This window comes from Xanthomonas sp. CFBP 8152, assembly GCF_014199025.1.
Lineage (GTDB): Bacteria > Pseudomonadota > Gammaproteobacteria > Xanthomonadales > Xanthomonadaceae > Xanthomonas > Xanthomonas arboricola_B.
The window spans coordinates 1-26,964 of the sequence record NZ_JACHNO010000001.1 but is presented as its reverse complement, the minus strand read 5'-3'; the positions used below and the strand labels follow the sequence as shown (position 1 = coordinate 26,964).

General features: G+C 65.5%; 23 protein-coding genes and 1 pseudogene. 9 read left to right on the top strand and 15 right to left on the bottom strand.

Going from position 1 to position 26,964, the window contains the following annotated elements:
• Window positions 1–9: 9 nt before the first annotated feature.
• Entirely contained in the window at window positions 10–1,188 is a 1,179-nt protein-coding gene (locus FHT09_RS00120; RefSeq protein ID WP_104607149.1) for a PQQ-dependent sugar dehydrogenase, read from the top strand.
• A gap of 275 nt (window positions 1,189–1,463) precedes the next feature.
• On the opposite strand, the gene FHT09_RS00115 is transcribed toward FHT09_RS00120, so the two are convergent.
• From FHT09_RS00115 to tsaD, 3 genes are all read right to left on the bottom strand, one after another.
• The gene (locus FHT09_RS00115) at window positions 1,464–3,635 is read right to left on the bottom strand and encodes a glycoside hydrolase family 3 N-terminal domain-containing protein (RefSeq protein WP_104607148.1); all 2,172 of its coding nucleotides are present in this window, start codon (window positions 3,633–3,635) and stop codon (window positions 1,464–1,466) included.
• Window positions 3,636–3,860: 225 nt separating this feature from the next.
• Window positions 3,861–4,217 carry a dihydroneopterin aldolase gene (gene folB / locus FHT09_RS00110; RefSeq protein WP_104607147.1) on the bottom strand — a complete coding sequence of 119 codons (357 nt, stop codon included), beginning with the start codon at window positions 4,215–4,217 and terminating at the stop codon, window positions 3,861–3,863.
• A gap of 93 nt (window positions 4,218–4,310) precedes the next feature.
• A complete protein-coding gene (gene tsaD / locus FHT09_RS00105) occupies window positions 4,311–5,372 on the bottom strand; it encodes a tRNA (adenosine(37)-N6)-threonylcarbamoyltransferase complex transferase subunit TsaD (protein ID WP_104607146.1) in 1,062 nt (353 codons plus the stop codon).
• A 280-nt stretch (window positions 5,373–5,652) separates the two neighbouring features.
• Here tsaD and rpsU point away from each other — a divergent pair, with 280 nt between their 5' ends.
• The 4 genes from rpsU to dnaG all read left to right on the top strand — a co-directional run bounded on the left by rpsU (window position 5,653) and on the right by dnaG (window position 9,628).
• Window positions 5,653–5,868, top strand: coding sequence for a 30S ribosomal protein S21 (gene rpsU, locus FHT09_RS00100; RefSeq protein ID WP_002808376.1), 216 nt, complete (start codon window positions 5,653–5,655; stop codon window positions 5,866–5,868).
• A gap of 255 nt (window positions 5,869–6,123) precedes the next feature.
• A complete protein-coding gene (locus tag FHT09_RS00095; RefSeq protein WP_104607145.1) occupies window positions 6,124–6,570 on the top strand; it encodes a GatB/YqeY domain-containing protein in 447 nt (148 codons plus the stop codon).
• A 248-nt stretch (window positions 6,571–6,818) separates the two neighbouring features.
• Entirely contained in the window at window positions 6,819–7,769 is a 951-nt protein-coding gene (locus tag FHT09_RS00090) for a YihY/virulence factor BrkB family protein (RefSeq protein WP_104607158.1), read from the top strand.
• Window positions 7,770–7,879: 110 nt separating this feature from the next.
• Window positions 7,880–9,628, top strand: a complete 1,749-nt coding sequence (gene dnaG, locus FHT09_RS00085; RefSeq protein ID WP_104607144.1) for a DNA primase — start codon at window positions 7,880–7,882, stop codon at window positions 9,626–9,628.
• A gap of 280 nt (window positions 9,629–9,908) precedes the next feature.
• Here the strand turns inward: dnaG and FHT09_RS00080 are convergent, their stop codons facing one another.
• On the bottom strand, window positions 9,909–11,120 hold the full coding sequence (locus FHT09_RS00080) for a hypothetical protein (RefSeq protein ID WP_104607143.1): 1,212 nt from the start codon (window positions 11,118–11,120) through the stop codon (window positions 9,909–9,911).
• A gap of 319 nt (window positions 11,121–11,439) precedes the next feature.
• On the opposite strand from FHT09_RS00080, the gene FHT09_RS00075 reads away from it, so the two are divergent.
• A complete protein-coding gene (locus tag FHT09_RS00075; RefSeq protein WP_104607142.1) occupies window positions 11,440–12,450 on the top strand; it encodes a bile acid:sodium symporter family protein in 1,011 nt (336 codons plus the stop codon).
• A gap of 258 nt (window positions 12,451–12,708) precedes the next feature.
• Window positions 12,709–14,289, top strand: coding sequence for a thioredoxin family protein (locus FHT09_RS00070; protein WP_104607141.1), 1,581 nt, complete (start codon window positions 12,709–12,711; stop codon window positions 14,287–14,289).
• A 202-nt stretch (window positions 14,290–14,491) separates the two neighbouring features.
• Here FHT09_RS00070 and cyoE read toward each other — a convergent pair whose 3' ends face one another.
• Genes cyoE through FHT09_RS00050 form a run of 4 tightly spaced genes read right to left on the bottom strand, consistent with a single transcriptional unit; the run spans window position 14,492 to window position 17,893 of the window.
• A complete protein-coding gene (gene cyoE, locus FHT09_RS00065) occupies window positions 14,492–15,388 on the bottom strand; it encodes a heme o synthase (protein WP_104607140.1) in 897 nt (298 codons plus the stop codon).
• A gap of 2 nt (window positions 15,389–15,390) precedes the next feature.
• Window positions 15,391–16,554, bottom strand: a complete 1,164-nt coding sequence (locus FHT09_RS00060) for a COX15/CtaA family protein (protein WP_104607139.1) — start codon at window positions 16,552–16,554, stop codon at window positions 15,391–15,393.
• A gap of 10 nt (window positions 16,555–16,564) precedes the next feature.
• Window positions 16,565–17,140 carry a hypothetical protein gene (locus FHT09_RS00055; protein WP_104536523.1) on the bottom strand — a complete coding sequence of 192 codons (576 nt, stop codon included), beginning with the start codon at window positions 17,138–17,140 and terminating at the stop codon, window positions 16,565–16,567.
• Window positions 17,141–17,167: 27 nt separating this feature from the next.
• Window positions 17,168–17,893, bottom strand: a complete 726-nt coding sequence (locus tag FHT09_RS00050; protein WP_104536524.1) for an SURF1 family protein — start codon at window positions 17,891–17,893, stop codon at window positions 17,168–17,170.
• Between the two features lie 60 nt (window positions 17,894–17,953).
• Here FHT09_RS00050 and FHT09_RS00045 point away from each other — a divergent pair, with 60 nt between their 5' ends.
• Window positions 17,954–18,172, top strand: coding sequence for a twin transmembrane helix small protein (locus FHT09_RS00045; RefSeq protein ID WP_104536525.1), 219 nt, complete (start codon window positions 17,954–17,956; stop codon window positions 18,170–18,172).
• A gap of 98 nt (window positions 18,173–18,270) precedes the next feature.
• On the opposite strand, the gene FHT09_RS00040 is transcribed toward FHT09_RS00045, so the two are convergent.
• The 6 genes from FHT09_RS00040 to FHT09_RS00015 are packed head-to-tail and all read right to left on the bottom strand — an operon-like array spanning window position 18,271 to window position 23,017.
• The gene (locus FHT09_RS00040; RefSeq protein ID WP_016902806.1) at window positions 18,271–19,146 is read right to left on the bottom strand and encodes a cytochrome c oxidase subunit 3; all 876 of its coding nucleotides are present in this window, start codon (window positions 19,144–19,146) and stop codon (window positions 18,271–18,273) included.
• Window positions 19,147–19,185: 39 nt separating this feature from the next.
• The gene (locus FHT09_RS00035; protein WP_104607138.1) at window positions 19,186–19,782 is read right to left on the bottom strand and encodes a cytochrome c oxidase assembly protein; all 597 of its coding nucleotides are present in this window, start codon (window positions 19,780–19,782) and stop codon (window positions 19,186–19,188) included.
• A complete protein-coding gene (locus FHT09_RS00030) occupies window positions 19,779–19,949 on the bottom strand; it encodes a hypothetical protein (protein WP_024938846.1) in 171 nt (56 codons plus the stop codon). Before FHT09_RS00030 ends, FHT09_RS00035 begins: the two co-directional genes overlap by 4 nt.
• Window positions 19,930–21,534: a cytochrome c oxidase subunit I gene (gene ctaD / locus FHT09_RS00025; protein WP_104536528.1), complete on the bottom strand. Its 1,605-nt coding sequence runs from the start codon at window positions 21,532–21,534 to the stop codon at window positions 19,930–19,932. Before ctaD ends, FHT09_RS00030 begins: the two co-directional genes overlap by 20 nt.
• Before the next feature lie 39 nt (window positions 21,535–21,573).
• Entirely contained in the window at window positions 21,574–22,524 is a 951-nt protein-coding gene (gene coxB / locus FHT09_RS00020; protein ID WP_104536529.1) for a cytochrome c oxidase subunit II, read from the bottom strand.
• 16 nt (window positions 22,525–22,540) lie between these two features.
• On the bottom strand, window positions 22,541–23,017 hold the full coding sequence (locus tag FHT09_RS00015; protein WP_104536530.1) for a DUF2244 domain-containing protein: 477 nt from the start codon (window positions 23,015–23,017) through the stop codon (window positions 22,541–22,543).
• Between the two features lie 289 nt (window positions 23,018–23,306).
• On the opposite strand from FHT09_RS00015, the gene putA reads away from it, so the two are divergent.
• Complete coding sequence (putA, locus tag FHT09_RS00010) at window positions 23,307–26,507, top strand: bifunctional proline dehydrogenase/L-glutamate gamma-semialdehyde dehydrogenase PutA (RefSeq protein ID WP_104607137.1); 3,201 nt, start codon at window positions 23,307–23,309, stop codon at window positions 26,505–26,507.
• Window positions 26,508–26,855: 348 nt separating this feature from the next.
• On the opposite strand, the pseudogene FHT09_RS00005 reads toward putA, so the two are convergent.
• A pseudogene (locus FHT09_RS00005) lies at window positions 26,856–26,964 on the bottom strand (DNA-formamidopyrimidine glycosylase); the annotation flags it as partial.

Sequence of the window (26,964 nt, the reverse complement as noted above, 5' to 3'; positions counted from 1 at the left end):
GAGGACCTCATGTCTATCCGACGTCTGCTTGCTCTGGCCTGTTCGGCCAGCTTGTTCACCACCGCAGCCGCATGCGCTGCGCCTGCCGTCGCGCCGGCTGCCGCCATTCCCAAGGCACAGTGGCCGTTCCAGGCCACCACCGTCGCCGATTTCGACGAACCCTGGGCAATGACTTTTCTGCCCGACGGCAGCCTGCTGGTCAGCGAAAAACGCGGCGCATTGATGCGGCTGGATCTCAAGACCAAGCGCAAGAGCGCCATCACCGGCATTCCGGCAGTGGCCTACGGCGGTCAGGGCGGCTTCGGCGATGTACTGGCGCATCCGCGCTTTGCCAAGAATGGCCTGGTCTATGTCAGCTACGCCGAACCCGGACAGGGCGATACCCGCGGCGCGGCAGTGGCGCGCGCCAGGCTCACGCTGGACGCCACCGGCGGCGGCACCCTATCGGACTTGAAGGTCATCTGGCGGCAGGATCCCAAGGTTACCGGCAACGGCCACTTCGGGCACCGGCTCGCCTTCGGCCCGGACGGCAAGCTGTGGATCAGTTCCAGCGAACGCCAGAAGTTCACTCCTGCCCAGGACATGCAAGCCAATCTGGGCAAGCTGATCCGTTTGAACGATGACGGCAGCGTGCCGGCCGACAACCCGTTCGCTGCGCAGGGCGGCGTTGCCGCGCAGGTGTGGTCGCTGGGTCACCGCAATATTCTCGGCCTGGCCTTCGATGGCAAGGGACGCCTGTGGGAACACGAGATGGGCCCGCTCGGCGGCGATGAGTTGAATCTGATCCAGCGCGGCGCCAATTACGGTTACCCGATCGTCTCCAACGGCGACAACTACGACGGCACCCCGATTCCCGATCACAACACCCGCCCGGAATTTGCCGCGCCCAAGATCAGCTGGACACCGGTGATCTCCCCAGCCGGCTTTGTGATCTACAGCGGCAAGCAGTTCCCGGCATGGCGCGGCAACGGCTTTATCGGCGGCTTGTCGTCGATGTCGCTGGTGCAGGTCTCGCTCGGCGATCAGCCGCGCGAGGTGGCCCGCTACGACATGGGCGCGCGCATTCGCGAAGTGGAACAGGGTCCGGACGGCGCGCTGTGGTTGCTGGAAGACGAAGCCAGCGGCAGCACCGGGCGCCTGCTCAAGCTGACGCCCAAGAGCAAGGCAGCAGTCGAGAACGAGGCATAACTCCGCAAGATCGCGCCCAGGGGAATCGTGCCATCGCCACGCATCAACCGCGTGCTGGCGGTGGCCACGATTTTCGCGGCGAAGCCGCGTTCGATCCGCCGCGGTGCCTGTCGCGACATATGGAGATGTCCGCAAACCCGTGGTTCACATCGATCAGGCACTTAGCTACATCACCTCCGACCCGATGACGGCGAGCCCCTGGGCCACGTCCGTCATGGTCACACCCCGTGCTAGTCGTCGCACTGCGCCGCCTATTGCGCGACGCCCGTGCATATTCAGGCGTCAAGCAACTCAAACGTCACCGCCTCGCCGCTCTTGGCCGACGCGCACACCCAGACATAGAACACGCCCGGCTCGGCACCAAACACGTTCCTGTGGTTGGTAAAGGCCAGCGCGTCGCGCGTCAGGGTGAACGCCACGTCCGCGCTTTCGCCAGGCTGCAACAGCACCTTGCGAAAACCCTTGAGTTCGCGCACCGGGCGTACCCGGCTGGCCACGCGATCGTGCACATACAGCTGCACCACCTCTTCGCCGGCCACTCGGCCGGTGTTGGTAACGCGCGTGGTGATGGTCAGCGTCTGGTCCCAGCCGAGCTGCGCACTGCTCAGCTGCGGCTGCGCATACGCAAAGGTGGTGTAACTCAAGCCATGACCGAACGGATACAACGGCTCGTTGGGCATCTCGCGCCAGCGTGCCTTGTACTCGGACAGCGTCGGCAGTTCCGGTCGGCCGGTGCGCAGATGGCTGTAGAAATACGGCTGTTGCCCGGTCACCTGCGGAAAGCTGATCGGCAGACGCGCGGAGGGGTTGTAGTCGCCGAACAACACATCGGCCACGCCGGTACCGGTCTGCGTGCCCAGGTACCAGGTGACTGCAATCGCATCGGCATCGCGCACCGCACCGCTCAGGGCCAGCGCGCGGCCATTGCGCAGCAACACCACCATCGGCGTGCCGGTGGCGGCGATGGCTTCGGCCAGCGCCTGCTGCGCCGGCGGCAACACGATCTCGGTGCGTGACTGCGCCTCGCCACTGAAGCGCTGCGGCTCGCCCAGCGCCAGCACCACCACATCGGCGGCCTGCGCCGCATCGATGGCGGCGGAAATGCCGCCGGGCAGCGCCTCTTCCAGGCCGCAGCCCGGCACCACCGTCAGATGCTCGCCATCGACCACCGCACGCACGCCCTGCTCCAGGGTCACGTAGCGCTGCTTGTCGCCGAACAGCGTCCAGCACCCCTCGATGTTCTCGCGGTCCTGCACGAACGGCCCGATCAACGCGATGTGCTGCCCGCTTTTCTTCAGCGGCAACACCTCGCCCTGGTTCTTCAGCAACACGATCGAACGCCGCGCCACATCGCGCGACAACGCATCGTGCGCGGGCAGGTGCGCGGTGTCGGCTTCGCGTGCCGGATCCAGCGAACGGTACGGGTTGTCGAACAACCCGATCGCTTCCTTCAACTGCAGCATGCGGCGCACACTGGCATCCAGCGTGGCCATCGGCACCTCGCCGCTTTCCACCAGCGACGGCAGATGCGCCGCGTAAAAGCCGCTCTGCATGCTCAGATCCAGGCCCGCCAGGAACGCTTTCTTGGTCGCATCGCGCTCATCGGCCGCATAGCCGTGCGCAATCAATTCCATGTCGGCGGTGTAGTCGGAAATCACCACGCCGGGGAACTGCCATTGCCCGCGCAGGATCTCGGTCAGCAACTCGTGGTTGGCACTGGCCGGCACGCCGTTGATGTCGTTGAACGAGGACATCACGGTCAGTGCGCCGGCATCGAAGGCGGCCTTGAACGGCGGCAGATGCACATCGCGCAGTGTCTGCGGCGCGATGTCCACGGTGTTGTATTCCATGCCCGCAGCCACGGCGCCGTAGGCGGCGAAGTGCTTGGGGGTGGCCAGCAGGCAATCGTCGGCCTTCAGATCGCTGCCCTGGAAGCCGCGCACGCGGGCGGCGGCAAACGCTGCGCCCAGCACCACGTCTTCGCCGGCGCCTTCCGCGCCACGGCCCCAGCGCTGGTCACGCGCAATGTCCACGGCCGGTGCGTAGGTCCAGTGCAGGCCGGCGGCGGTCGCCTCGATCGCGGTGGCGCGCGCGGTGCGCTCGGCCAGCTCCGGCTCGAAGCTGGCCGCTTCGCCCAGCGGAATCGGGAACACCGTGCGCATGCCGTGGATCACATCCGCCGCCAGGATCACCGGGATGCCCAGGCGGCTTTCTTCCACCGCCACCTTCTGGATCTGCACGCCCAGCGCGGCGCCGACGCCATTGAACAGCGAGCCGACCCGGCCCGCGCGCACCTGCTGCAGCACCTCGTCGGCGTTGAGCACATTGGCTTCGGGATTCACGTCCGGCGCGAACGGCCGCACCATGTCGGCGAACACACCCAACTGTCCGACCTTCTCTTCGACGGTCATCTGGGCAATCAGGGTTTCGATACGATCAGCAGCCATGAGATCCTTGAGAAAACGTTTACATGGCCGTCAATTCTAGCCTGACGCGACCGCGAGGGTGCAAGTGTCGGGATTTGGAATTGGGGATTGGGGATTTGTCGGGTCCGGTTGAACCGCGCTTTGGGCTGGGATCGGTCGCGTGGTCGTGGATCGCTGGTCCGGCGCCGCCTGGATCTTCCGGGGTTCGACTGTGGATAGGAACGCGCCCACTGGTGCCGGCGGCGGTCAGCGGGCTCGCTCACGCTCGATGATCACACCCACCGCCTGCGCGCCGCGCACCGCACCGGGCTTGCTCAGCTTCAACCGCAGCCAGTACACGCCGAACTCGTTCAGCACGATCGCCGCGCAGCGCTCGGCCAGGGTCTCCACCAGCCCGAAGTCCGAGCCCTGCACGAATTCGATCAGCCGCTTGCTCACCGCCTTGTAGTTCAGGGTGTCGGCAATGTCGTCGCTGGCGGCCGGGATGCGGTTGTCGAAGCCCATCTCCAGATCGAACCGCAGCGTCTGGCGGATGCGCCGCTCCCAGTCGTAGATGCCGATCAACGCATCGATTTCCAGGCCTTCGATAAACACTTTGTCCATAGGTGGGGAATCGGGAGTCGGGATTAGGGATTAGGGAATGGTGGGAAGCACAAGCAACGACAGGGCAGCGCGGACGGAATCGAAGTAGCGCTTTTACCATTCCCGATTCCCGATTCCCGATTCCCCCGCCGCCAGCGGCGGCAGCGCAGCCATATCCCAGCGCGGCGTCACATGCACTGCCGCACCGGCGCGCTCGCCGGCTTCCAGCCGCAGCGCGCCGGCAAAGGCGATCATCGCGCCGTTATCGGTGCACAAGGCCGGCCGCGGGAAGCACACCCGGCCGCCGCGCCGCTGCGCCGCGTACTGCAGGCGCGCGCGCAAGCGCTTGTTGGCGCCCACGCCGCCGGCCACCACCAGGGTGTTGCAATCGGCCGCATCCAGCGCGCGCAGGCATTTGATCGCCAGCGTCTCCACCACCGCATCCTCGAACCCGCGCGCGATATCCGCCCGCGTGGTGTCGGACTGGTCGCTGCCGCGCCAGGCCAGCAGCACCTGGGTCTTGAGCCCGCTGAAACTGAAATCCAGCCCGGGACGGTCGGTCATCGGCCGCGCGAACCTGTAGCGCCCCGGGGTGCCGGTTTCGGCCAGCGCTGCCAGTTGCGGGCCGCCCGGATACGGCAGGCCCATCATCTTGGCGGTCTTGTCGAAGGCCTCGCCGGCCGCATCGTCCAGCGTCTCGCCAAGCACCTCGTACTGGCCCAGGGCCTTCACCGACACCACCTGGGTGTGCCCGCCGGAGACCAGCAGCGCCACGAACGGCGGCTGCGGCGGGTCGTCTTCCATCAGCGGCGCCAGCAGATGGCCTTCCATGTGATGCACGCCGATCGCCGGCACGTCCAGCGCCCAGGCCAGCGACCGCGCCACACCGGCACCGACAAGGAGTGCGCCAACCAGGCCCGGGCCGGCGGTATAGGCCACCCCATCGAGTTCGTCGATACGCAATCCGGCCTCGTCCAAAGTCTGGCGGATCAGCGGCAGCAGCTTGCGCACATGGTCGCGACTGGCCAGCTCCGGCACCACGCCGCCGTATTCGGCATGCAGCGCAATCTGGCTATAGACCGCGTGGGCACGCAGCGCCGTCACGCCGGACAGTGCGGTGTCGTAGACCGCCACGCCGGTCTCATCGCACGATGATTCGATCCCAAGAACTTTCACGGCAACTCGGCAGGCGGGCACATGCGGCCTATTTTCGCAGCTTTTGCCCTGCGCAGATCGGCAAGGGGCGATCTGCTGCACCGCCGTGTGACCGCCACCGCGTCACCCGCAGCCGCAGGCTTTATCGGGCTCGCCCGCGCTGATGCTGCAGGGGGCTTGCAGGTCGTTGGCAAGTCGTTATAATGCGCGGCTCGCCGGGGCAACCCGGAAATTCCGTCACGCGAGTCCGCTCGCACCCGCCCGGGGCTCCCGGACGGAAATCCCATTATCTGGAGAACCCATGCCCAGCGTTAAAGTCCGCGAGAACGAGCCCTTCGAATTTGCGCTCCGCCGTTTCAAGCGCACCTGCGAAAAGGCCGGCGTGCTGGCCGAAACCCGCAAGCGCGAGTTCTATGAAAAGCCGACCCAGGAGCGCAAGCGCAAGGCTGCCGCTGCTGTGAAGCGTCAGTTGCGTCGTTCCTCGCGCGACGTCACCAAGCGCCAGCGCTTGTACTGATCGAACGCGGTTCCGCCGATGGGTATGCGCTGAAGGCGCGGCCCATCGGAGTGGAACCCAGGAGCCGGCACGCGCAAGCGTTGCCGGCTTTTTGTATTGGCCCGATGCCAGGCAACCATTGCGCTCTGCGCAACCGCCGGGGCGACCGGCATCGCTGCCGTCATCCGCGCCTGTCCGGCCCGACTTCCTGCCGATGCACTGCGCCCGTCATGGCGCATCGGCACATCTGCAACACGCACTCCCAGGAGTTACACCATGCCCCTCAAGCAGCAGCTCACCGATGACATGAAGGCCGCCATGAAGTCCGGCGACAAGCACAGCCTGGGCGTGATCCGGCTGATCAATGCCGCGATCAAGCAGAAGGAAGTGGACGAACGCGTCGAGATGGACGATGCCGCCGTGATCGCCGTGCTCGACAAGATGGTCAAGCAGCGCAAGGACTCGGTTACCCAGTTCGACGCCGCCGCACGCGACGACCTGGCACAGATCGAGCGCGAGGAGATCGTGGTGATCGAGCGCTACCTGCCGGCCAAGATGGGCGAAGCCGAGATGGTCGCCGCCATCCAGGCAGCCATCGCGCAGACCGGTGCCAGCGGCCCGGCCGACATCGGCAAGCTGATGGGCGCACTCAAGCCCAGGCTGGCCGGTCAGGCCGACATGGGCCTGGTCTCGACGCTGGTCAAGCAGCATCTGGCAGGCTGAGTTCTTCGCCTGTGCAGTGCCCTGTGCCCGAGGGTCAGGGCACTGCAGCGAGCCGCCTGCATGCACCTGGCTGCAGCGCCGTTTCAATAGCAGCACGCGCGCGCCATCCAGCGCTCGCTTTCACCCGCTCTTTGAACACGCCCTGTTAGAACACCTTCGCCAGCACAGGTCCGGGTGAAGCATTCCGCATGCCGGCTTCGCCTCACGACGCCTGCGCGCACAACGGTATGCCCAAGGATTCCCCGCCGGTGACGAAGCTCTCAACCGAACACCTGCAGAAGCATCTGAGCCGCCTGCAGCGCAGCCTGCCGATGGCACTGCTCAATCGCTTTCTCGAGATCGACGTGATGACGCAGGCCGCGTCGCTGTCGTTCTACGCCTTGCTGTCGCTGGCACCGCTGCTGGTGTTGCTGCTGTGGCTCACCGCATCGCTGTATCCGCCTGCGCAGGAAGCGCTGGTACAGCAGATCGCGCAACTGGCCGGCGGTAGCGCGGCGGAAGTGGCCGACACGGTGATCCGCAACGCCACCGATCAACCCGGCGTGGGCTCGTTGGCTGGACTGTGGAGCACGTTGCTGCTGTTCATCGGCGCCACAGCGGTATTTGCGCAGTTGCAGAACGCCCTGAACCTGATCTTCCGCACCGACAAGCAGCGCCTGGAAGGCCTGATGGCGTGGCTGAAGAAGCGCGTGTTCTCGTTCGGCGTGATCCTGGCGCTGGGCTTTTTGTTGATCGTATCGATGATTGCCACCACCGCATTGCAGGTGGTGTTCGCACGGCTGCCATCGGTGCTGCCGGCGATCGGCTACATCACCACCCTGGCGCTGTATTCGCTCGCCTTCGCTTTTCTGTATCGGTATCTGCCCGATCGCACCGTCAACTGGCGGCAGGCCTTCGTCGGCGGCGTGATCACCGCGCTGTTGTTCGCATTGGGTCGCTACGGCATCGGCCTGTACATCGCCAGGGCCGCGCCTGGCAGCGCATACGGCTCGATGGGCACGTTGGTCATCCTGCTGGTATGGATGTACTACGCCTCGGTAGTGTTCTTCGTCGGCGCCCTGCTGACCGCGGTGATCGACGAGCGTGTGCGCTCGCATCGCAAGCTACGCGAGGCCGGCGTGGACACGGACAACCTGCCGCCGGCCGCCGCCGAACCAGACGCCACGCTGCAGCCGCCGGAAGCGCCTACGCGCAGTTGATCGCGCATGCCGAGCCTGATGCCGCGCATGCCCGCGTGGCAGCCACCGCTTCGCTGAGGGCCATCGCTGGCTGAAATCGACGAGCGCCGCGGCTGGGATATCCTAGCGGGATGGCCCGCATCCCCGACGCATTCATCGACGAACTGCTTGCACGCACCGACATCGTCGAAGTGGTGGGCGGTCGCGTGCCGCTCAAGCGTCAGGGCAAGGAATACTCGGCGCGCTGCCCGTTCCATGACGAGCGCTCGGCTTCGTTCACGGTCTCGCCAACCAAGCAGTTCTACCACTGCTTCGGCTGCGGCGCGCACGGCACCGCGATCAGTTTCTTGATGAATTACGACCGCCTCGAATTTCTCGATGCGGTCGACGAGCTGGCCAAGCGTGCCGGCATGGAAATCCCGCGCGAGACCCAGCAACGCACCCCGCAGCAACAGGATGACAGCCGCGAGCTGTATTCGGCACTGGAGGCGGCGACCAAGTTCTTCCAGCGTCAGCTCGATAGCAGCGAACGGGCGCACGATTATCTGGACGGCCGCGGCGTGGATGCCGACAACCGCGCGCGCTTTCAGATCGGCTACGCACCCGATGGCTACAGCGCACTGAAGGACACGCTGGGCACCGATGCGCGCCGCATGAGCGTGCTCGAACGCGCCGGGCTGTTTTCCAAGAACGATCGCGGCCATGTCTACGACAAGTTCCGCGACCGGGTGATGTTCCCGATCTTCGACCGCCGCGGCCGCGTGATCGCCTTCGGCGGACGCATCCTGGGCGCGCCGGCCGATGGCCGCGATCCGGGGCCGAAGTACCTCAACTCGCCGGAAACCGCGCTGTTCCACAAGGGTCGCGAGTTGTACGGCCTGTGGCAGGTGCGCCAGGCCAATCAGAAGATCGAACGGCTCATCGTGGTGGAAGGCTATATGGACGTGGTCTCGCTGTTCCAGTTCGGCGTTACCCAGGCAGTGGCCACGCTGGGCACGGCGACCACGCCCGAACATGCCGAGCTGCTGTTCCGCAACGCACCGGATGTGTACTTCTGCTTCGACGGCGACAACGCCGGCCGCAAGGCCGGCTGGCGTGCGCTGGAATCGGTGCTACCGCGCATGAAGGACGGCCGCCAGGCGTTCTTCCTGTTCCTGCCCGACGGCGAGGACCCGGACACCATCGTGCGCAAGGAAGGCGCACAGGCCTTCGACCAACGTCTGGCACAGGCCACGCCGCTGTCGCAGTTCTTCTTCGACGAGATGTCGCGGCAGATCAATCTGCACACGCTCGATGGCAAGGCGCGGCTGGCCGAACGCGCAAAGCCGATGCTGGCGCAGATCCCCGAAGGCGCGTTCGGCGATCTGATGAAGCAGGAGCTGTCGCGCCTGACCGGCGTGGGCGCCAGTCACGCGGCGCAGGCGTCCGCATCGCAGGCACGGCCACCCGCACGCATGGGCGCGCCCACGCAAAAGCGCAGCCTGGTGCGCGCGTCGATTGCGATCTTGCTGCAACAGCCATCGCTGGCGATGAGCCTGGAAGGCGACCACGATTTTTCCGGCCTGCGCCTGCCCGGCATCGAGCTGTTGATGGAACTGCTGGCACTGGTGCGGCAACGCCCGGAAATCAGCACCGGCGCACTGCTGGAACATTTCGCCGAGCGCGACGAACAGGCTGCTTTGCAGAAACTGGCCGCGCAGGCATTGCCCGGCGACGAACACAGCTGGGCGATGGAGCTGCATGACGTCGTCGCGCAACTGGACAAGCAATTGCTGCGTCAGCGCCTGGACGAACTGCAGGACAAGCAGCGCGCGCAGGGCCTGGACGACACCGACAAGTACGAATTGCGCGAGCTGTTCAAGGCGCTTGCCGCGTTGTAGGCGGGTTGGCGCGACGGGATCAGGTCATGCTGTCGTGTGCGGTGCCGGAGCGCACGCTGCACGACGCCATGGCCCAGCTGGACCGGCAACTGCTGCAGCGGCGCCTGGAAGAGCTGCACAGATCAGGCAACGCGCACAATGTCTCGGCGCGACCGACAAGGACGGGCTGCGCGATCTGCGGCGCCTGCGTCCGGGCGCGCGCCGAACATCCAGCGCATGCTGTCAGGCCATCTGTTGCGACGCACTTGGCCAGCCCTGGCCGCTGCATGCCGGCGCGCGCTCATAGCTGCTTGAACAAGGTCTTGGCCATCGAGCCAAGCGCCGCGCTGACCGCTTCGATCTTCTCGGCATCGGCCAGTGCGGCCTGGCCGGCATGCGCAGTCAGGCGCTCGATCAGGGCATCGCGCGCAGGCGCGCCATCGGCACTTTGCGTCTGCGGCGTGCCAGACACGGGGATGAGCCAGTCGGCAATCAGCGCCTGATAGGCGGTGGTGTGCTGGTAGGCCATCTGCTCGAGAAATTGCACGATTGTGGTCGGGGTGCCGGTGAGCGTACCGCTCAGCGGCTGGTTGCCGATCTGCCGGTAGTTCACCGTGGACGCTACTGCATTGGCGATGGCCACATCGACCAGCACATCGATTTCCCTGATCGGCGCATTCCCGTACAGCGTCTTGATCTGACTGAGCATCGGCACGGTCCAGGCATGCGGCACGCAATCGAGCGTGTTCCACAAGTCGGCATTCCAGATCTGGTACGGCGCCGCGCCCGGCGCTGGAGAGGGCAATGCCTGCGCATACAGCGCGGCGAACCCGCCGTTGCCCGGCGTGGCGCCGGCGGTGGGATAGCAGTGCACGGCGCTGAAATTGTCCAGTTTGCCGTTGGTCTTCAACCAGGTCGCCAAGGTCGGCGACAGCGCACCGCCCAGGCTGTGCCCGGCAAAGATCACTGTCGCCTTGCTGCCATCCAGCGCTTGCAGGAAATCCAGCAACGTGGTGTTCGGCGCCACTGCGGTGGAGGGGCTGACCATGTTCAGCAGATGCCATACACCGGTGGCGGCCCCCATCGAGATGACCGCCGCACCTGGCTTGACGGGTTTCTTCGCCACAACCGGCGCGGTGCCGAGCAGCGGCGTATAGGTCGCAAAATCCACCACCGAGGACACATCGAAGTCTTCGGTGAACCAGTCGTAGAGCGACTCCGGGTTGGTGGCGCTCAGCGCGACCACATACGCCTCGCCGATGCCCGGCATGGCGTCGGTACGCGCCACGTACATGGCATTGCCCGACAGCGACGAATCGGCCGCCTGCCAGACCTGCGGCCCCCACACCAGTTGCCAGTCGCCGATCCTGTCCTGGGTGTCGGCCGACGCCAGCGTCTGCAGCAACGTGGCCTGGTAGTCCGCCTGCAACGCCGGCTGGCTGCCTCTGCGATCGCCCACCCAGTTGGCCAGGGCGGAAAGCGCGAAGGTCTGTTGATATTGGTCGTAGCGCATGGACTGGCTCCTTTCCTTAAGCCTTGCGTGGAAACACGATCGAACACGAGCGCGCGCGGCGTGTGCAACCGGAATCTAACAAAGGATGTGCGTGCCCGAAGCGCCCACGCAGCGGATTTTCGACGTATCGCACGAATCGATCACCGCTCCGAGTGGCGCTGTCCGCATCGCTGCAGGCAGGCGCAACCGCACGCTGCTGCTGCCGAAGCCGGTGCGAGCACGCACGCGTCCCCGGCCTGCGCTGCGCGGCCGACTCGCACGGTGCACACTGCCCTCTACAATGGCACTCTGCAGACAGCCCTCCCCCTGAATACGCACGATGATCAAACACTGGCTGGCGCGGTTGCGCATCGATCCGTTCACCCTCGCGCTGCTGTGCACGGTCACGCTCGCCTCGTTCCTGCCGGTCTCCGGCACCGCCGCCGCGGTCATGGACGATGTCACCGACGTGGCGATCGCCGCGCTGTTCTTCCTGCACGGCGCGCGCCTGTCGCGCGAGGCGGTCAAGGCCGGCGCGCTGCATTGGCGCCTGCATCTGGTGATCCTGGCCTGCACCTTCGTGCTGTTCCCGCTGCTCGGGCTGTTGTTCAAACCGCTCGCGCATCTTGCGCTGACACCGGAGCTGTATGTCGGCGTGCTGTTCCTGTGCGCGCTGCCGTCCACGGTGCAATCGTCGATCGCCTTCACCTCGATGGCGCGCGGCAACGTGCCGGCAGCCGTGTGTGCCGCCTCGCTTTCCAGCCTGCTGGGGGTGTTTTTCACGCCGTTGCTGATGGGCGCCCTGGTCGGCAGCCAGGGCGCGATGGCGCACCCGGCCGAAGCGATCGGCAAGATCCTGCTGCAGTTGCTGGTGCCGTTCCTGGCTGGCCATTTCATGCGCCCGTGGATCGGCGGCTGGGTCGAACGGCATCGCGCCGTACTGCGTTACACCGACCAGGGCACCATCCTGCTGGTGGTGTACACCGCCTTCAGCGCATCGGTGAACGAAGGCCTGTGGCAGAAGACGCCGTTGCCGGCCTTGCTTGCGGTGCTCGGTGCGGCCGCACTGCTGCTGGCGGTGGCGATGCTCTCGATCACCTTCATCGCGCGGCGCCTGCGTTTCAACCGCGCCGACGAAATCGCGATCGTGTTCTGCGGCTCCAAGAAGAGCCTGGCCACCGGCGTGCCGATGGCCAAGGTGATGTTTGCCGGCGGCGGCCTGGGCGCGATCGTGTTGCCGATCATGCTGTATCACCAGCTGCAGCTGATCGTCTGCGCATTCGTGGCCGCGCGTTACGCGCGCACCGCACCTGGGGAGCCGCAGGCCACTGCCGGTGATCATGGAAGGTAACGGCCATCGCACGGCAGTGGGCTGATCGACGACACCCAGCACAGCCCGCGGCTGCGTGACCTGCAAAAGCCTGCTTGCCGCCGGCGTGGCCTGCGTCGCCATCGCCAGGCCGCTACGCCCGGCGCGCCACTGGTTCGGGTTGCGTGCCGGTGCCGGTTGTAAGCAGATAGACAACGGTCATGACGCACTCCGACGCTGGCACAGCGCCGCTCGCTAGAGTGTTCGATCCACCTCGCTGCCGCCCCATCGGTGATTGCCATGACGCTGTCGTTCCGACGCCCTGCCCCGTCCCTGATCGCGCTGCTGGCGGTGCTGGCCACGCTCACTGCCTGCAACAAGCCCGCCACGCCGCCAGCACCGGCACAGACCAAGGCGGCCGCCACACCGGCACCCGCGTCCAGCATCGCCTGGCGCGAGGGCGATGTCGAAGATGCCTTCGCCGAGGCCAGGGAAAGCGGCAAGCCGATCCTGCTGTACTGGGGTGCGGCCTGGTGCCCGCCCTGCAATCGTCTGAAGGCCACCTTGTTCAAGGACCCGACCTTCATCGCCCGCACCCAGCAATTCGTGGCGGTGCATCTGGATGGCGATTCGGAGGGTGCGCAGGCCTGGGGCGAGCGCTTCGGCATCAAGGGCTACCCGACCATCATCGTGCTGCGCCCGGATCGCAGCGAGATCACCCGCCTGGCCGGCGATGCCGACAACGCACGCCTGGCCGATGTGCTGCGCGTGGCCGCCAGAAGCACCAGTACCGCCAGGCAACTGCTCGACACCGCATTGCAGACCCCACAGCAGCTCAGCGCGGACGACTGGGCCGTGCTCGGCAACTACGCCTGGGGTACCGACGATCGGCTGGTCAAGCCGGAGCAGGCCGTCGATGTGCTCACGCGCCTATCCAAGTCGGCGCCACAGCCGGCCCTGCAACGCCGCTTCGCCCTGGCGGCGATTACCGCAGCCAAGGAACCGCCTGCCGCCAGCGCGGCGTCACGCACGTTGCTGGAAGCGGTGCTGGCCGATCCGGCAGAGGTGCGCGCCAATCTCGGCACGCTGAGCTACATGCCCGCACGGCTGGTCGCCGCTGCCAGCAGCGATGCCGGCGAACGCACCGCCTTGTCCAACGCGCTGAATCTGGCATTGGACAAGGTCTACGCCGACACCGCACTGCCGATCGCCGACCGGCTCGGCACCGCGCACGCACGGATCCAGCTGGCACGCCTGACACAAGGCCAGCCCACCGAAACCCAGGCCAAAGGCCCACAACCGCCGCTGCCCAAGACCGTGGTCGACACCGTGCAGCAACGCGTGCAATGGGCGACCGCCACCGCCAGGACCGACGAGGAGCGCCAATCCACCATCAGCACCGCCGCGGCACTGCTCGGCGAGGTGGGCGACAGCAGCGGCGCCGAACAGCTGCTGCTGGCCGAGTTGACGCGCAGCAAGACGCCGTACTACTACATGCCCGAACTGGCCGATCTGGCCGAACAGCGCGGCGATAAGAAAACCGCGCTGTCCTGGCTCAAGAAGGCGTACGACAGCGCGCAAGGACCCGCCACCCGCGTGCAATGGGGCGTGATGTACGTGGATGGCCTGGTCCGGCTCAGCCCGGACGACACCGCCGGCATCGAGACAGCTGCCACGCAGGTGATCGGCGAACTGGCCGGGCAACCCGATGGCTACCGCCAACGCACCCGGCAGCGCTTCGCGACGCTTGGCGCCACGTTGAAGACCTGGAGCAGGCAGCATCGCCAGGAAGGCGATGCGGTGCTGACGCGACTGCAGCAGAAGATGCAGAGCAGCTGCGGCAGCAAGAACACCAGCGAGTGCGCCAGCTGGTTGAGCTGAGCCGGCGTGAGGGCACAGCCAGCTACGCAGCGAATGGGAATGCGCTCACTGGCGATCGGCCGCCGGATGCCGGACAGCGCGCGCAACTGGTGTGTCCGACTGAAATGGGCCGGTTCCCGGCGCCAGCGGCGTCCGCCTGACGGCTACGTCAGTCGCGGGTCGATCGCCTTGGGGGCAGCAGCGGGCTTTTCTTCGCTGGCCGCTAGCGCACCCACGGCAATAGCAGGTGATCCACCATCAAAAATGCGAACAGCGCCATCAGATAGACGATGGAGTAACCGAACATCTTCATCGAGAACAGCTCGTCCGGCGGGTCGAGCATGCGCCAGGCGTACCAGAGGAACACCACGTTGAGCACCACCGCGCCGCCCAGGTAGAACAGCCCGCTCATGCCCACCGCCACCGGCAGCAGGGTCACGATCGCCAGCAATACCGTGTATACCAGGATCTGCTTGCGCGTATGCGGCACGCCATGGGTGACCGGCAGCATCGGGATCGCCGCCTTGGCGTAATCGGCACGGCGGAAGATCGCCAGCGCCCAGAAATGCGGCGGCGTCCAGATGAAGATGATCAACACCAGCAGCGAGGCATTGATCCAGTCGGCGCTGGTCGGCAAGCCGGTCACTGCGGCCCAGCCCAGCATCGGCGGCGTAGCGCCGGCCAGACCGCCGATCACGATGTTCTGCGAGGTCGCACGCTTCAGGTACACGGTGTAGATCACCGCGTAACCGATCAGCGACGCAAACGTCAGCACCGCCGTGATCAAATTCACCCAGACCACCAGGATGGTCATGGAGATCACGATCAGCACGCTGGCAAACAGCAGCACCTGCCACGGCCGCACCTTGCCCACCACCAGCGGGCGCCATGAGGTACGCGCCATCTGCGCGTCGATCTTGGCGTCCAGCAATTGGTTGATCGCTGCCGCCGCCGACGCCGCCAGCCAGATGCCCAGAAAGCCCAACGCACCGGTGCGCACCTGCACCCAGGTCGGCATATCGGGGATGGCCAGGAACATGCCCACCAGGGCGGTGAACACGATCAGTGCCACCACCTTGGGTTTGGTCAGATCCCAGTAATCGCGTGCGCTGACAGCCATGCTCACTCCGGCGCGCGCAGCCGCGCCAGCAACGAGACCAGCACGAACAACAGTGCGACCGCGCCCCCGTTATGCAGCACCGACACTTCCAGCGGCAACGCCAACTTGACGTTGAGCATGCCCAGCGTCACCTGCACCGCTACCAGCACCGCCAAGGCACCGGCCCACACGCGCATGCCCGGCGAACGCGACAGGCGCCAGGCCAGCCACCACAGATACAGCGCCGTCGCGATTGCCCACAACCGGTGCGCCATCTGGATGGCGATGCGCGCTGCGCCATCGAGCACACCGCCTTCGTAATCCACCCCGATCCCGCGCCAGAGCGTGAAGCCCTCGCGGAAGTCATGCGGCGGCCACCACTGGCTGACGCAGCGCGGGAAATTGTCGGCCGACCAACTGCCACCGCCACAGGCCAGCGCCGCGTAGTTGGCACTGACCCAGCCGCCGAGGGCGATCTGCAGGCCCACCACCGCCACGCCCGCGCGCAACAGCCACTTGAGCCGCGATGCATCGGCCAGCGTGATCGGCAGGTGCGTCGCGCGCCAGGCCATCCACACCAGCAGCGAGAACATCAGCATGCCGCCGAGCAGATGGCCCATCACCACGATGGGTTTGAGCAATAGCGTCACCGTCCACATGCCCAGCAGCGCCTGGAAGATCACCACCGCCAGCGTCAGCACCGCCGCACGCGCCAGGTCGATATTGCTCCAGCGCAGCGCCGCCAGCAGCAGGATGGCCTCGCCCGCGATCGCCACGCCGAACGCCAGTGCGTGCCAGCCGGACATGTACAGCGGAATCGACAAGGCCACCAGCACCGCGGCAGAGACCAACTGGGCGATGCCCATGCGGCGGCGGCGCACCGCCAGCAACGACAGCACCAGCACCTCCACCCCGAGCGCGCCGGCCAGGAAGCGGTGCACCTGCTCGCGCCAGGCCTTGTGCGATTCCAGCGGACGGATCTTGCTGGCCACATGCGTATTGGCTTCGTCGCTGCTCTGCGGCCAGGTGACGCGGCCGTAGCAGGTCGGCCAGTCCGGGCAGCTCATGCCGGCATCGGACAGGCGCACGAACGACCCGAACAGGATCGTGCTCGCGGTGAACAACGCAGCCAGCCAGGCCATGCGATGGAAGTGGCGGAACAATGCCGGTGGCGCAAACAGGTTCATCAAAACGGGCTCACATCAGTTTCAGCAGCTTGACCAGATCGGCACGCAGGCCGGCCGGGTCGAACCCCGGGGCATACCGCAGGATCACGAAGCCATTCGGGTCGATTACATACACCGGCACACCGGCGGCATCGTTGGCACGCGGCAGGCCCTGCCGGAACCGCGCGTCGTCGCGCAGCACACGCAGGGCCGGCATCGGCGGCAGACCGGCTGGCGGGCTGCCGATCCACAACACCTCCACCTTGTCGGCGCGATGGCCGAGCAGCTGCCACACCTTGTCCAGTTCGGCCGCCAGCATCACGCACTGCTGCGTGCAATTGGCAGGCGGTGCGAGCGCAATCCGCCACATACGTTCGGCAGGCGTCCATGCATACGGCTGCCCGTCCGCGCGCACCGGCACCAACCCGCGCAGGTCGGCAGGCGGCTTGAGCAGTTCGCCGTGGTTGCGCATCGATGCCGGCTGCCATCCGGAGAAGCGCAGCGCACCGGCCAGCAACATCGAGCCGAAGAACAGCGCCGCCAGGGCAATCAGCATCCTGCGGCCGCGTTTGACCGAATGCGGCGTGGCCGATGTGGAGGGGGTCATGCCGTCGATTTTCTCATGCCGCAGGCGTCAGTGCCCGCGTCGCTGGCGGCGACGCGCACGCCAGCTCAGCAGCGTCGCGGTGACCAGCACGGCCACGGCCAGGCCGAACCATTGCACCGCATAACCCAAGTGCCGCGCGGGTGGCAGCGTGTTCGGCAGCATCTCCAGGTCGCGTGCATAACCGACCGGCAGGGCCGGATCCAGGCGCAAGACCTGCGACGAAATGTCGCGCCTGCCAAACGCGCTGCGCAGGGCGGCGGTCTCCAGACGCGTGGCCAGCCAGGTCTGCGGCGCATTGGCGGCCGACAACGCCGGCCCCATCGCAAGTCCGGCCGAGGGCGGCGCAGTCAGCACCCCCTGCAATGTCCGGGTGCCTTGCAGCGGCGTAATCGTCGGCAACTGCCGATTGGCCGGCAACGGCAGCCAGCCCAGATCGACCAGCAGCGTGGCCGGGCTGCCTTGCGGCGCGGCGAGTTGATAGATCCGCACGCCGGCGCGCCCGGCATGCAGCTGGTTGTCCAGCAGCACCTGCTGCGGCAGAAACCGCACCTCTCCGCTCACCCAGGCCAGCGCATGCGGCGTGGCCAGGGCCTGCACCAGGGTCAACGGCGTCTGCCGCACATGCGCCGCACGTTCCAGCAACGCCTGTTTGCCGTGCATACGCTGCAATTGCCACTGCCCCAGCGCCGCAAAGCCTGCGCTGACCAGTAGGGCAAGACACCATCCCAACACCGCCGTGTGCTTGCGCATCATGACAAGCGACGCAAAAAGGCGTGCAATGCCGCTACCACGCCGACGACCACCGGGGCTGTTGTGAACGATTCGCTCAAGACGTTGCTGATTGTCGCCTTCCTGATCGTGATCCTGTGGAACCTGGGCGCGGGCCTCTACTACCTGCTCACCGACCGTGGCCAGACCAAGCGCACCGTCAACGCACTGACCTGGCGCATCGGTCTATCGGTCGCACTGATCGCCGTCGTGATCCTCGGCATCTACACCGGCTGGATCAAGCCGCATGGGCTCGGCCGCTGACGCGGCCGATGGGATTGGGGAGTCGGCATTGGGGATTGGTAACAGCAAACGCGGATCGCTCTAGCGAATCCCCAATCCCGATTCCCGAATCCCAGCCCTCAAAGTACATACACGAACAGGAACAACGCCAGCCACACCACGTCGACGAAGTGCCAGTACCAGGCCGCCGCTTCGAAGGCGAAGTGGTTGTCGCGGGTGAAGTGCCCGCGCGCCACCCGCAGCCACATCACCGCCAGCATGATCGTGCCCAGCAGCACGTGCATGCCGTGGAAACCGGTGAGCATGAAGAAGGTCGAGCCGTAGATGCCCGATCCCAGCGTCAGATTGAGCTCGGTATAGGCGTGGATGTATTCCTCGGCCTGCAGGAACAGGAACACGCAGCCCAGCAGCACGGTCAGGCCCAGCCACAGCAATAGCGCGCCGCGACGGCCGCCCTTGAGCGCGTGATGCGCGATGGTCAAGGTGACGCCGGAGCTGAGCAGGATCAGCGTATTGATCAGCGGCAGGCCCCAGGCCGGGATGGTCTGGAATTGCCCACCGATCGTGCCGGGACCGTTGGTCGGCCACGCAGCGGAATAGCCGTTCCACAGCAGCTCGTTGGTCATCACGCCATCGCCTTCGCCGCCCAGCCAGGGAAGGGTCAGCACACGCGTGTAGAACAACGCACCGAAGAAGGCGCAGAAGAACATCACCTCGGAAAAGATGAACCACACCATCCCCATGCGGAAGGAGCCGTCCACCTGGCGGTTGTAGTGCCCGGCGTTGGATTCGCGGATGACATCGCCAAACCACATGAACAAGGTCGCCAGCAACATCGCCATGCCGACAAAGAACGTCCAGCGCCCCCATGCCGCATCGTTGAGCCAGCTGGCCACGCCGATCATCATCACGAACATCGCAATCGACCCGACGAAGGGCCACTTGCTCTGGCTCGGGACGAAATACGCATCGGCGTTGGGACTATGGTCGGCCATGGCGTTGCTTCCGTGTCGGTGCTGCGTGTGGATGAAGGATCAAGGCGCCGCGCGCGGCGCGCTGGATGCGCCACCGCCCTGCAACTCCGAGGTCAGGGTGTCGTTGCGATAGAACGTATAGGACAGGGTGATCGTGGTGACTTCCGGCGGCAGTGCAGGGTCGACGATGAAACGCAGCGGCATGTCGCGCATTTCGCCGGCCTGCAAGGTCTGCGCGGTAAAACAGAAGCATTCGGTCTTGTTGAAATACCCCGATGCCCGCGCTGGCGCCACCGAAGGCACCGCGCTGCCGACCACTGCCCGCGCGCTGTCGTTGCGTGCGAAGTACAGCGCCTCGTTGAGTTCGCCCGGCACCACATCCATCGTCATCTGCTCGGGATGGAAGGTCCACGGCAGTTTGGAATTGACCCCGGCATCGAACTCCACCCGCACCGTGCGTTTGCCAGCCCCTGCAATCGCAGCGGCATTGCCACGCGTATTGCCCGGTGCGCGCTCCATGCGGATGCCGAATACTTTTTCGCACGCGATGCGGTACAGCGGCACCAGCGAAAAGGTCAGCACGAACACGCCCAACACCACGCCCAGCAGCTTGAACAAGCCGGCCGTCGGTGCAGGTGCGGGCGCCCGCGCGTTCACCGCCCGATGACTCCCGACGCGATGAAACCGGCATAGATCAGCAGCGCGATGATGCCGACCGTGATCGCCGTGCGGCGCACCGCGCGACGCTGTTGCGCCTGCCGTTCGGCAGCGGAGAGCAGACGTGCCACAGCCGGCGGCGCGGACTCAGTGACCGATGTCTTCATGCGCAAGATCTCCAGGCTTGATCACCGGCGGCACGGTGAAGGTATGCGCCGGCGCCGGCGACGGCACCGTCCACTCCAGTCCCTTGGCGCCTTCCCAGGCACGTGCGTCGGCCCTGGCCCCGCTGCGCAGCGAGGCGAACAGGATGCCGGCCATCAGGAACGGCGTGGCGAACATGCCGAACGCGCCGATCGAGCTGATCAGGTTCCAGTCGGCAAACACCACGTTGTAATCGGGAATCCGCCGCGGCATGCCGGCCAGGCCGAGGAAATGCTGCGGGAAGAACAGCAGATTGACGAACACCATCGTCCACCAGAAATGGAACTTGGCCCAGGTCTCGTTGTACATCCGCCCGGTCCACTTCGGCCACCAGTAGTAAACCGCCGCAATCAGCGCGAACACCGCACCGGTGACCAGCACATAATGGAAATGCGCGACCACAAAATAGGTGTCGTGATACTGGAAATCCGCCGGCACGATCGCCAGCATCAGGCCCGAAAATCCACCGATGCTGAAGAGAATCACGAACGCCACCGCCCACAGCATCGGCGACTCGAACGTCAGCGAGCCCTTCCACATCGTGCTGACCCAGTTGAACACCTTCACCCCGGTCGGGATGGAGATCAGCATCGTGGCAAACATGAAGTAGATTTCGCCACCGAGCGGCATGCCCACGGTGAACATGTGGTGCGCCCACACGATGAAGCTCAGGAACGCGATCGCCGCAATCGCATAGACCATCGCCTGATAGCCGAACAGCGGCTTGCGGCTGAAGGTCGGGATGATCTCGCTGACCACGCCGAACGCCGGCAGGATCATGATGTAGACCTCCGGATGCCCGAAGAACCAGAAGATGTGCTGGTACATCACCGGATCGCCGCCGCCGGCCGCATTGAAAAAGCTGGTGCCGAAGAACTTGTCGGTCAACAGCATGGTCACCGCGCCGGCCAGCACCGGCATGACCGCGATCAGCAGGAACGCGGTAATCAGCCACGCCCAGCAGAAGATCGGCATCTTCAGCAAATCGATGCCCGGCGCACGCATGTTGAGCACGGTGGCGATGATGTTGATCGCACCCATGATCGAACTGACGCCGGCAACATGGATCGCAAATACGCTGAAGGCCACGTTGTAGCCGCCCTGCAGCGACAGCGGCGGATACAGCGTCCAGCCGCCGGCCGGCGCACCGCCGGGCAGGAACAGCGTCAGCAGCAGCAAGGTAAATGCCACCGGCAGCAACCAGAACGACCAGTTGTTCATACGCGGCAACGCCATGTCCGGCGCGCCGATCTGCAGCGGAATCATCCAGTTGGCCAGCCCGACGAAGGCCGGCATCACTCCGCCGAAGATCATCACCAGGGCATGCACGGTGGTCATCTGGTTGAAGAACTCGGGTTTGACGAACTGCAGCCCGGGCTGCATCAGTTCGGCGCGGATCACCACGCTCATCGCCGCGCCGATGATGAACATCACGAAGGAAAACAGCAGGTACAGCGTGCCGATGTCCTTGTGATTGGTCGAGAAAAACCAGCGCTCGACGAAACCGGGCTGGTGGTGTCCGTGGTGATCGACTGCGGTATGCGCCATGACGGAACGACCTCTACGAAGCGGTGCGGTTGCGGGCGATTAAGGAGCGGCGGTCGGTGCGGCGGCCGGAGCAGGCGCTGCGGCTGGAGCGGCCTCGCCGGCAGGCGGTGCTGCAGGTGTGGACGCCGGCGCCGGGGTGCCGGGCGGTGCGGCAGGCGCTGCGCTGGCACTGCGACGGGCCGCCAGCCAGCGCTGGAATTCGGCCTTGGGCAGCGCTTCCACCACGATCGGCATGAAGCCATGATCCTTGCCGCACAACTCGGCACACTGCCCGCGATACACGCCCGGCTGCTCGATATTGGTCCATGCCTCGTTGACGATGCCGGGGATCGCGTCCTGCTTCCAGCCAAGGGCCGGCACCCACCACGCATGAATCACGTCGTCGGCGGTGATCACGAAACGGATCTTGGTGTTGACCGGCAGCACCAGGCGGTTGTCCACATCCAGCAGATAATGCGGTTGCGATGCAGCGGTCGGACGCTCGCCACTCTGGCGGATGCGGTCCGATTCACGCGCCAGCCGGCTGGTGAACTCCACGCCCTGGCCCAGATACTCGTATTTCCACATCCACTGGTAGCCGGTGACCTTGACGGTCATTTCCGACTCGCGGGTGTCGTACATCGCAATCAGCTTGGCCGTCGCCGGCCAGGCCATCGCGATCAGCACCAGCACCGGGATCACCGTCCACAGCACTTCGGCCGTGGTGTTGTGGCTGAATTGCGCGGCCACCGCGCCCTTGGACTTGCGGAACTTGAAGATCGCATAGCCCATCGCACCGAACACCAGCGCGCCGATCACCACGCAGACCCACAGCGCCACCATGTGCGCCTCGTAGGCCATGCGCGCGGTCTGGGTGACCCCGCGGCCCATGTTGAGCTGCCATTCCTTTGGGTCGGCCGATTGCGCCCAGGCACCTGAAGCGCTGGGCAGCGCCAGAATTGCCAAAGCCAACTTCGAATACGTCGCCTTCCAGCTGCTGCGTTGCGTCATTGCCTAGACCCTTACGTCATCGGTGACGGCCATTGGCGGCCGCGAGCAAGCGTTTCAACGTCGTTGCCAGTTCCACACGTTCGGCCGGCCCGAGAAAACTTCCGATCTCGATCTGCTTGCCGCTGCTGACCAGCACCACCCTGTCGTCGCGTTCCATGCATAACCGCACCCAATGCGGATGTGCCTGAAACGCTGGTGGCGCCTGTCCGGACGGAAACACCTCGACAACGGTCTCGCCTATCCGGATCGCTTCTTCGCGCTCGCCGCTTCGCCACAACTGCCGTAGCGCCAGCGCCACCACACCACTGTGCAACAGGGCGAACACCGGCGCGAATGCATTGCCGGTCCACCACCCCAGGCCCGCACATACCCACATCGTTCCGGCCAATACTGCGAACAGCTGCACGAATTGCCTGGCCGACAATGCCCGCGGAGGCCGCAACTGCAACTGCGTCCCGACCCCTTCGGACATCAACGGCAGAACTTCGATCATTGGCAGCACGCAGCGCACTGCGGGAATGGCCCGATGGTAGACCCGCACGAACGCATGCGGCAAGCGTTTCCGGCAATCGATCAATTGCTGCAGTGCAGCTAAAAACACGCATAAATCAACCACTTCCCGATGCATGTGCCGATACCCGCGGCTGCGGCCGGCAACGATCGGGTCCGTTCGGGGCTGCGCCGGCCACGTGCACAAAACGGCAGAAAAGTTGCCGCTTCCACACAAGTGCGCAGGGGCTGCGGCTCTCTAGAATGAGCACGGATTCCCAGGCACCCTTCGCATGAACGCTCAGCTCGACCCGCTTGCCTCTCCCTCAGTTGCGCGCCCGCTGCTGGCGCCCGAGCTGCCTGCCGCACCCGGCGCATTGCGTGCGGCGATCACTGCCGCCTGGCTCAAGGACGAAACCGAACACGTCCGCGAATTGCTCGACCAGGCGCGTCTGCCCGCCGCCGAACAGGCCAGGGTGCAGGCGGTGGCCGCCGATCTGGTCACCCGCGTCCGCGCACGTGCGCAGGACCAGGGCGCGATCGAGGCCTTCATGCGCCAGTACGACCTGGGCAGCGAAGAAGGCGTACTGCTGATGTGCGTGGCCGAAGCGCTGTTGCGTATTCCCGACCAGGACACCGCAGACAAGCTGATCCGCGACAAGCTCGGCGATGCGGACTGGAAAAAACACGTCGGCGGCAGCGACTCGGTGCTGGTCAACGCATCGACCTGGGGTCTGATGCTCACCGGCAAGCTGGTACAACTCAATGACCTCACCCGCGCCGACGTGCCGGGCGCGTTCAAGCGCCTGATAGGCCGCGTCGGCGAGCCGGTGATTCGTCTGGCCGTGCGCCAGGCGATGAAGATCATGGGCCACCAGTTCGTCATGGGCCGTACCATCGGTGAAGCCCTGTCGCGCTCGCGCAAGGGCGACAACGCCGATTACCGCTATTCGTTCGACATGCTCGGCGAAGGCGCATTGACCATGAAAGATGCGCAGCGCTATCTGCAGGCGTACCGCGATGCCATCCATGCGATCGGCCGCAGCGGCAGTTTCGTCGGCACCGATGCATTTGCCGCGCCCAGCATCTCGATCAAATTGTCCGCACTGTATCCGCGCTACGAACATGCCAAGCGCGCACGCGTGATGGCCGAGCTGGTGCCGGGTGTACTGGAGCTGGCGCAACTGGCCAAGTCCTACGGTATCGGCTACACCGTCGACGCCGAAGAAGCCGACCGTCTGGAACTGTCGCTGGACATCATCGAGGCCACGTTCTCCGACCCATCGCTGGATGGATGGGAAGGCTATGGTTTGGCGGTGCAGGCATACCAGAAGCGCACGCCGTACACGATCGATTTTCTCGCCGATCTGGCACGCCGCGTCGGTCGTCGCATTCCGGTGCGCCTGGTCAAGGGCGCGTACTGGGACGCGGAGATCAAGCGCGCACAGATCGAAGGCCACCCCGGCTACCCGGTCTTTACCCGCAAGCAGAATACCGACGTGTCGTATCTGGCTTGCGCGCGTCGCATGTTCGCGCACAGCGATGCGCTGTATCCAATGTTCGCCACGCACAACGCGCAGACCATCGCGGCGGTAAGCGCGATCGCGACGACCAAGCATTACGAACACCAGAAGCTGCACGGCATGGGCGATGACCTGTATGCCGAAGTGATCCCGGCCGATCGCCTGGGACTGCCCTGCCGCGTGTACGCACCGGTCGGCTCACACGAAGATCTGCTGCCGTACCTGGTGCGTCGCCTGCTCGAGAACGGCGCCAACTCCAGCTTCGTCAATCGCATCACCGACGAGGACGTCGCCATCGAAGACCTGATCCGCGATCCGGTCGAAGCGGTGTCCTCGTTCGGCTCCATTCCGCACCCCAAGATTCCGCTGCCGACCGATCTGTTGCGCAGCCAGAACCAACACAGGAAAAACTCCATGGGCGCCAATCTCGCCAACGACAACGATCTGCGGCAGCTGGCCGAGCAACTCAATGCCGCCATCAAGCCATGGAAGGCCGGCCCGCTGGTGCCCGGCGCGGTGATCAGCACGCCCAGCGAGGCGGTGCTCAATCCGGCGGACCGACGCGAAACGGTCGGGCAGTGGCAGCCGGCCGGTCCGGCCATCGTGCAGACGTCTCTGGCCACCGCTGCTGCCGCGCAGCCGGCCTGGAACCGCACGCCTGCCGCCAGCCGCGCCACCATCCTGGAGCATGCCGCCGACCTGCTCGAGACACGCATGCCCGAGTTCATGGCGATCTGCGTCAAGGAGGCCGGCAAGACCCTGCCCGACGCCGTGGCCGAGGTGCGCGAGGCGGTCGACTTCTTGCGTTACTACGCCGGCCAGGCGCGCGCCCAGTTCGGCGCGCCCGAGCGTCTGCCAGGGCCAACCGGCGAATCCAACGAGTTGCAGCTGCATGGCCGCGGCGTATTCGTCTGCATCAGCCCCTGGAACTTCCCGCTCGCCATCTTCCTCGGCCAGGTCGCCGCCGCATTGGCCGCCGGCAACAGCGTCATCGCCAAGCCTGCAGAGCAGACCAACCTGATTGGCTACGCAGCAGTGAAGCTACTGCACGAAGCGGGCATCCCCGAGGCGGTCGTGCAGTTCCTGCCGGGCGACGGCGCCACCGTCGGCGCTGCGCTGACCAATGACCCGCGTGTGGCGGGCGTCGCCTTCACCGGCTCCACGGAGACCGCACGCGTCATCAACCGGACCCTGGCCGCGCGCGACGCCGCGATCGGCGTGCTGATCGCCGAAACCGGTGGCCAGAACGCCTTCATCGCCGACTCGTCCTCGTTGCCGGAAGCTGTCGTCAAGGATGCGATCTCCAGCGCTTTCATGTCTGCCGGCCAACGCTGCTCGGCAGCCCGCGTGCTGTTCGTGCAGGACGATATCGCCGACAAGGTCATGACCATGCTGGCCGGCGCCATGGGAGAGCTGAAGGTCGGCGATCCTGCCCTATTGTCCACCGACGTTGGCCCCGTGATCGATGCAGATGCGCTCAAGATCCTCGACGATCATGCGACGCGCATGGATCGCGAAGCGCGCCTGATCGGCACCACCACCCCAGATCCAGCCACTGCCAACGGCAACTTTTTCGCCCCACGTGCATACGAGCTAGCCTCGCTCGCGCAGCTGCAGCGTGAGATTTTCGGCCCCGTCCTGCATGTCATTCGCTGGAAAGCCGACCAACTCGACGCCGTCATCGATCAGATCAACGCCACCGGTTACGGACTGACCCTGGGCGTGCACTCGCGCATCGACGAGACCATCGATCGCATCACCGCCCGCGTTGCGGTGGGTAACGTCTACGTCAACCGCAATCAGATCGGTGCGGTCGTCGGCGTACAACCTTTCGGTGGCCAGGGCCTGTCAGGCACCGGCCCGAAAGCCGGCGGCCCGCATTACCTGCTGCGCTTCGCTACCGAGAAGGTCGTTACCGTCAACACAACAGCCGCAGGCGGCAATGCTTCTCTCCTGACGCTGGGCGACTGATACTCAAAACGGTATAAACGGCACAGTGCATTCGATTGGACAAACAAAAACCCCGCGCAAGCGGGGTTTTTTTGTTGGGCTTGTGTCTTCTCATGCCTCTTGCCAAAGCGATAGGCCAGTTGCTCAGGCGTACGCTTGCCGAACCGGTATCTGTGAACGTCTCTGCGTCAAAGAACAGGCTAGTCTGCCAAGTCACCTGCTCGTGATGACTCGCAGGGCCTGGCGCCTGCGTTGCAATGCAATGCAATGCAATGCAATGCAACCAAGATCGATCCGCCATTGCACTATCCGGTCAACGGCACTCCCTGTTCCGATCTATGACCAGGAAGTCATCTCGGTAATGATCGCGCCGGGCAACAAGCGCTCGATCTGTTCTGGGATGGGCCAGCGCAGGTCGGGACGCCGCAGGATGACGCCATGGATGCGTTGGCCGACCAGATGCGGTGCCAGGCCACGC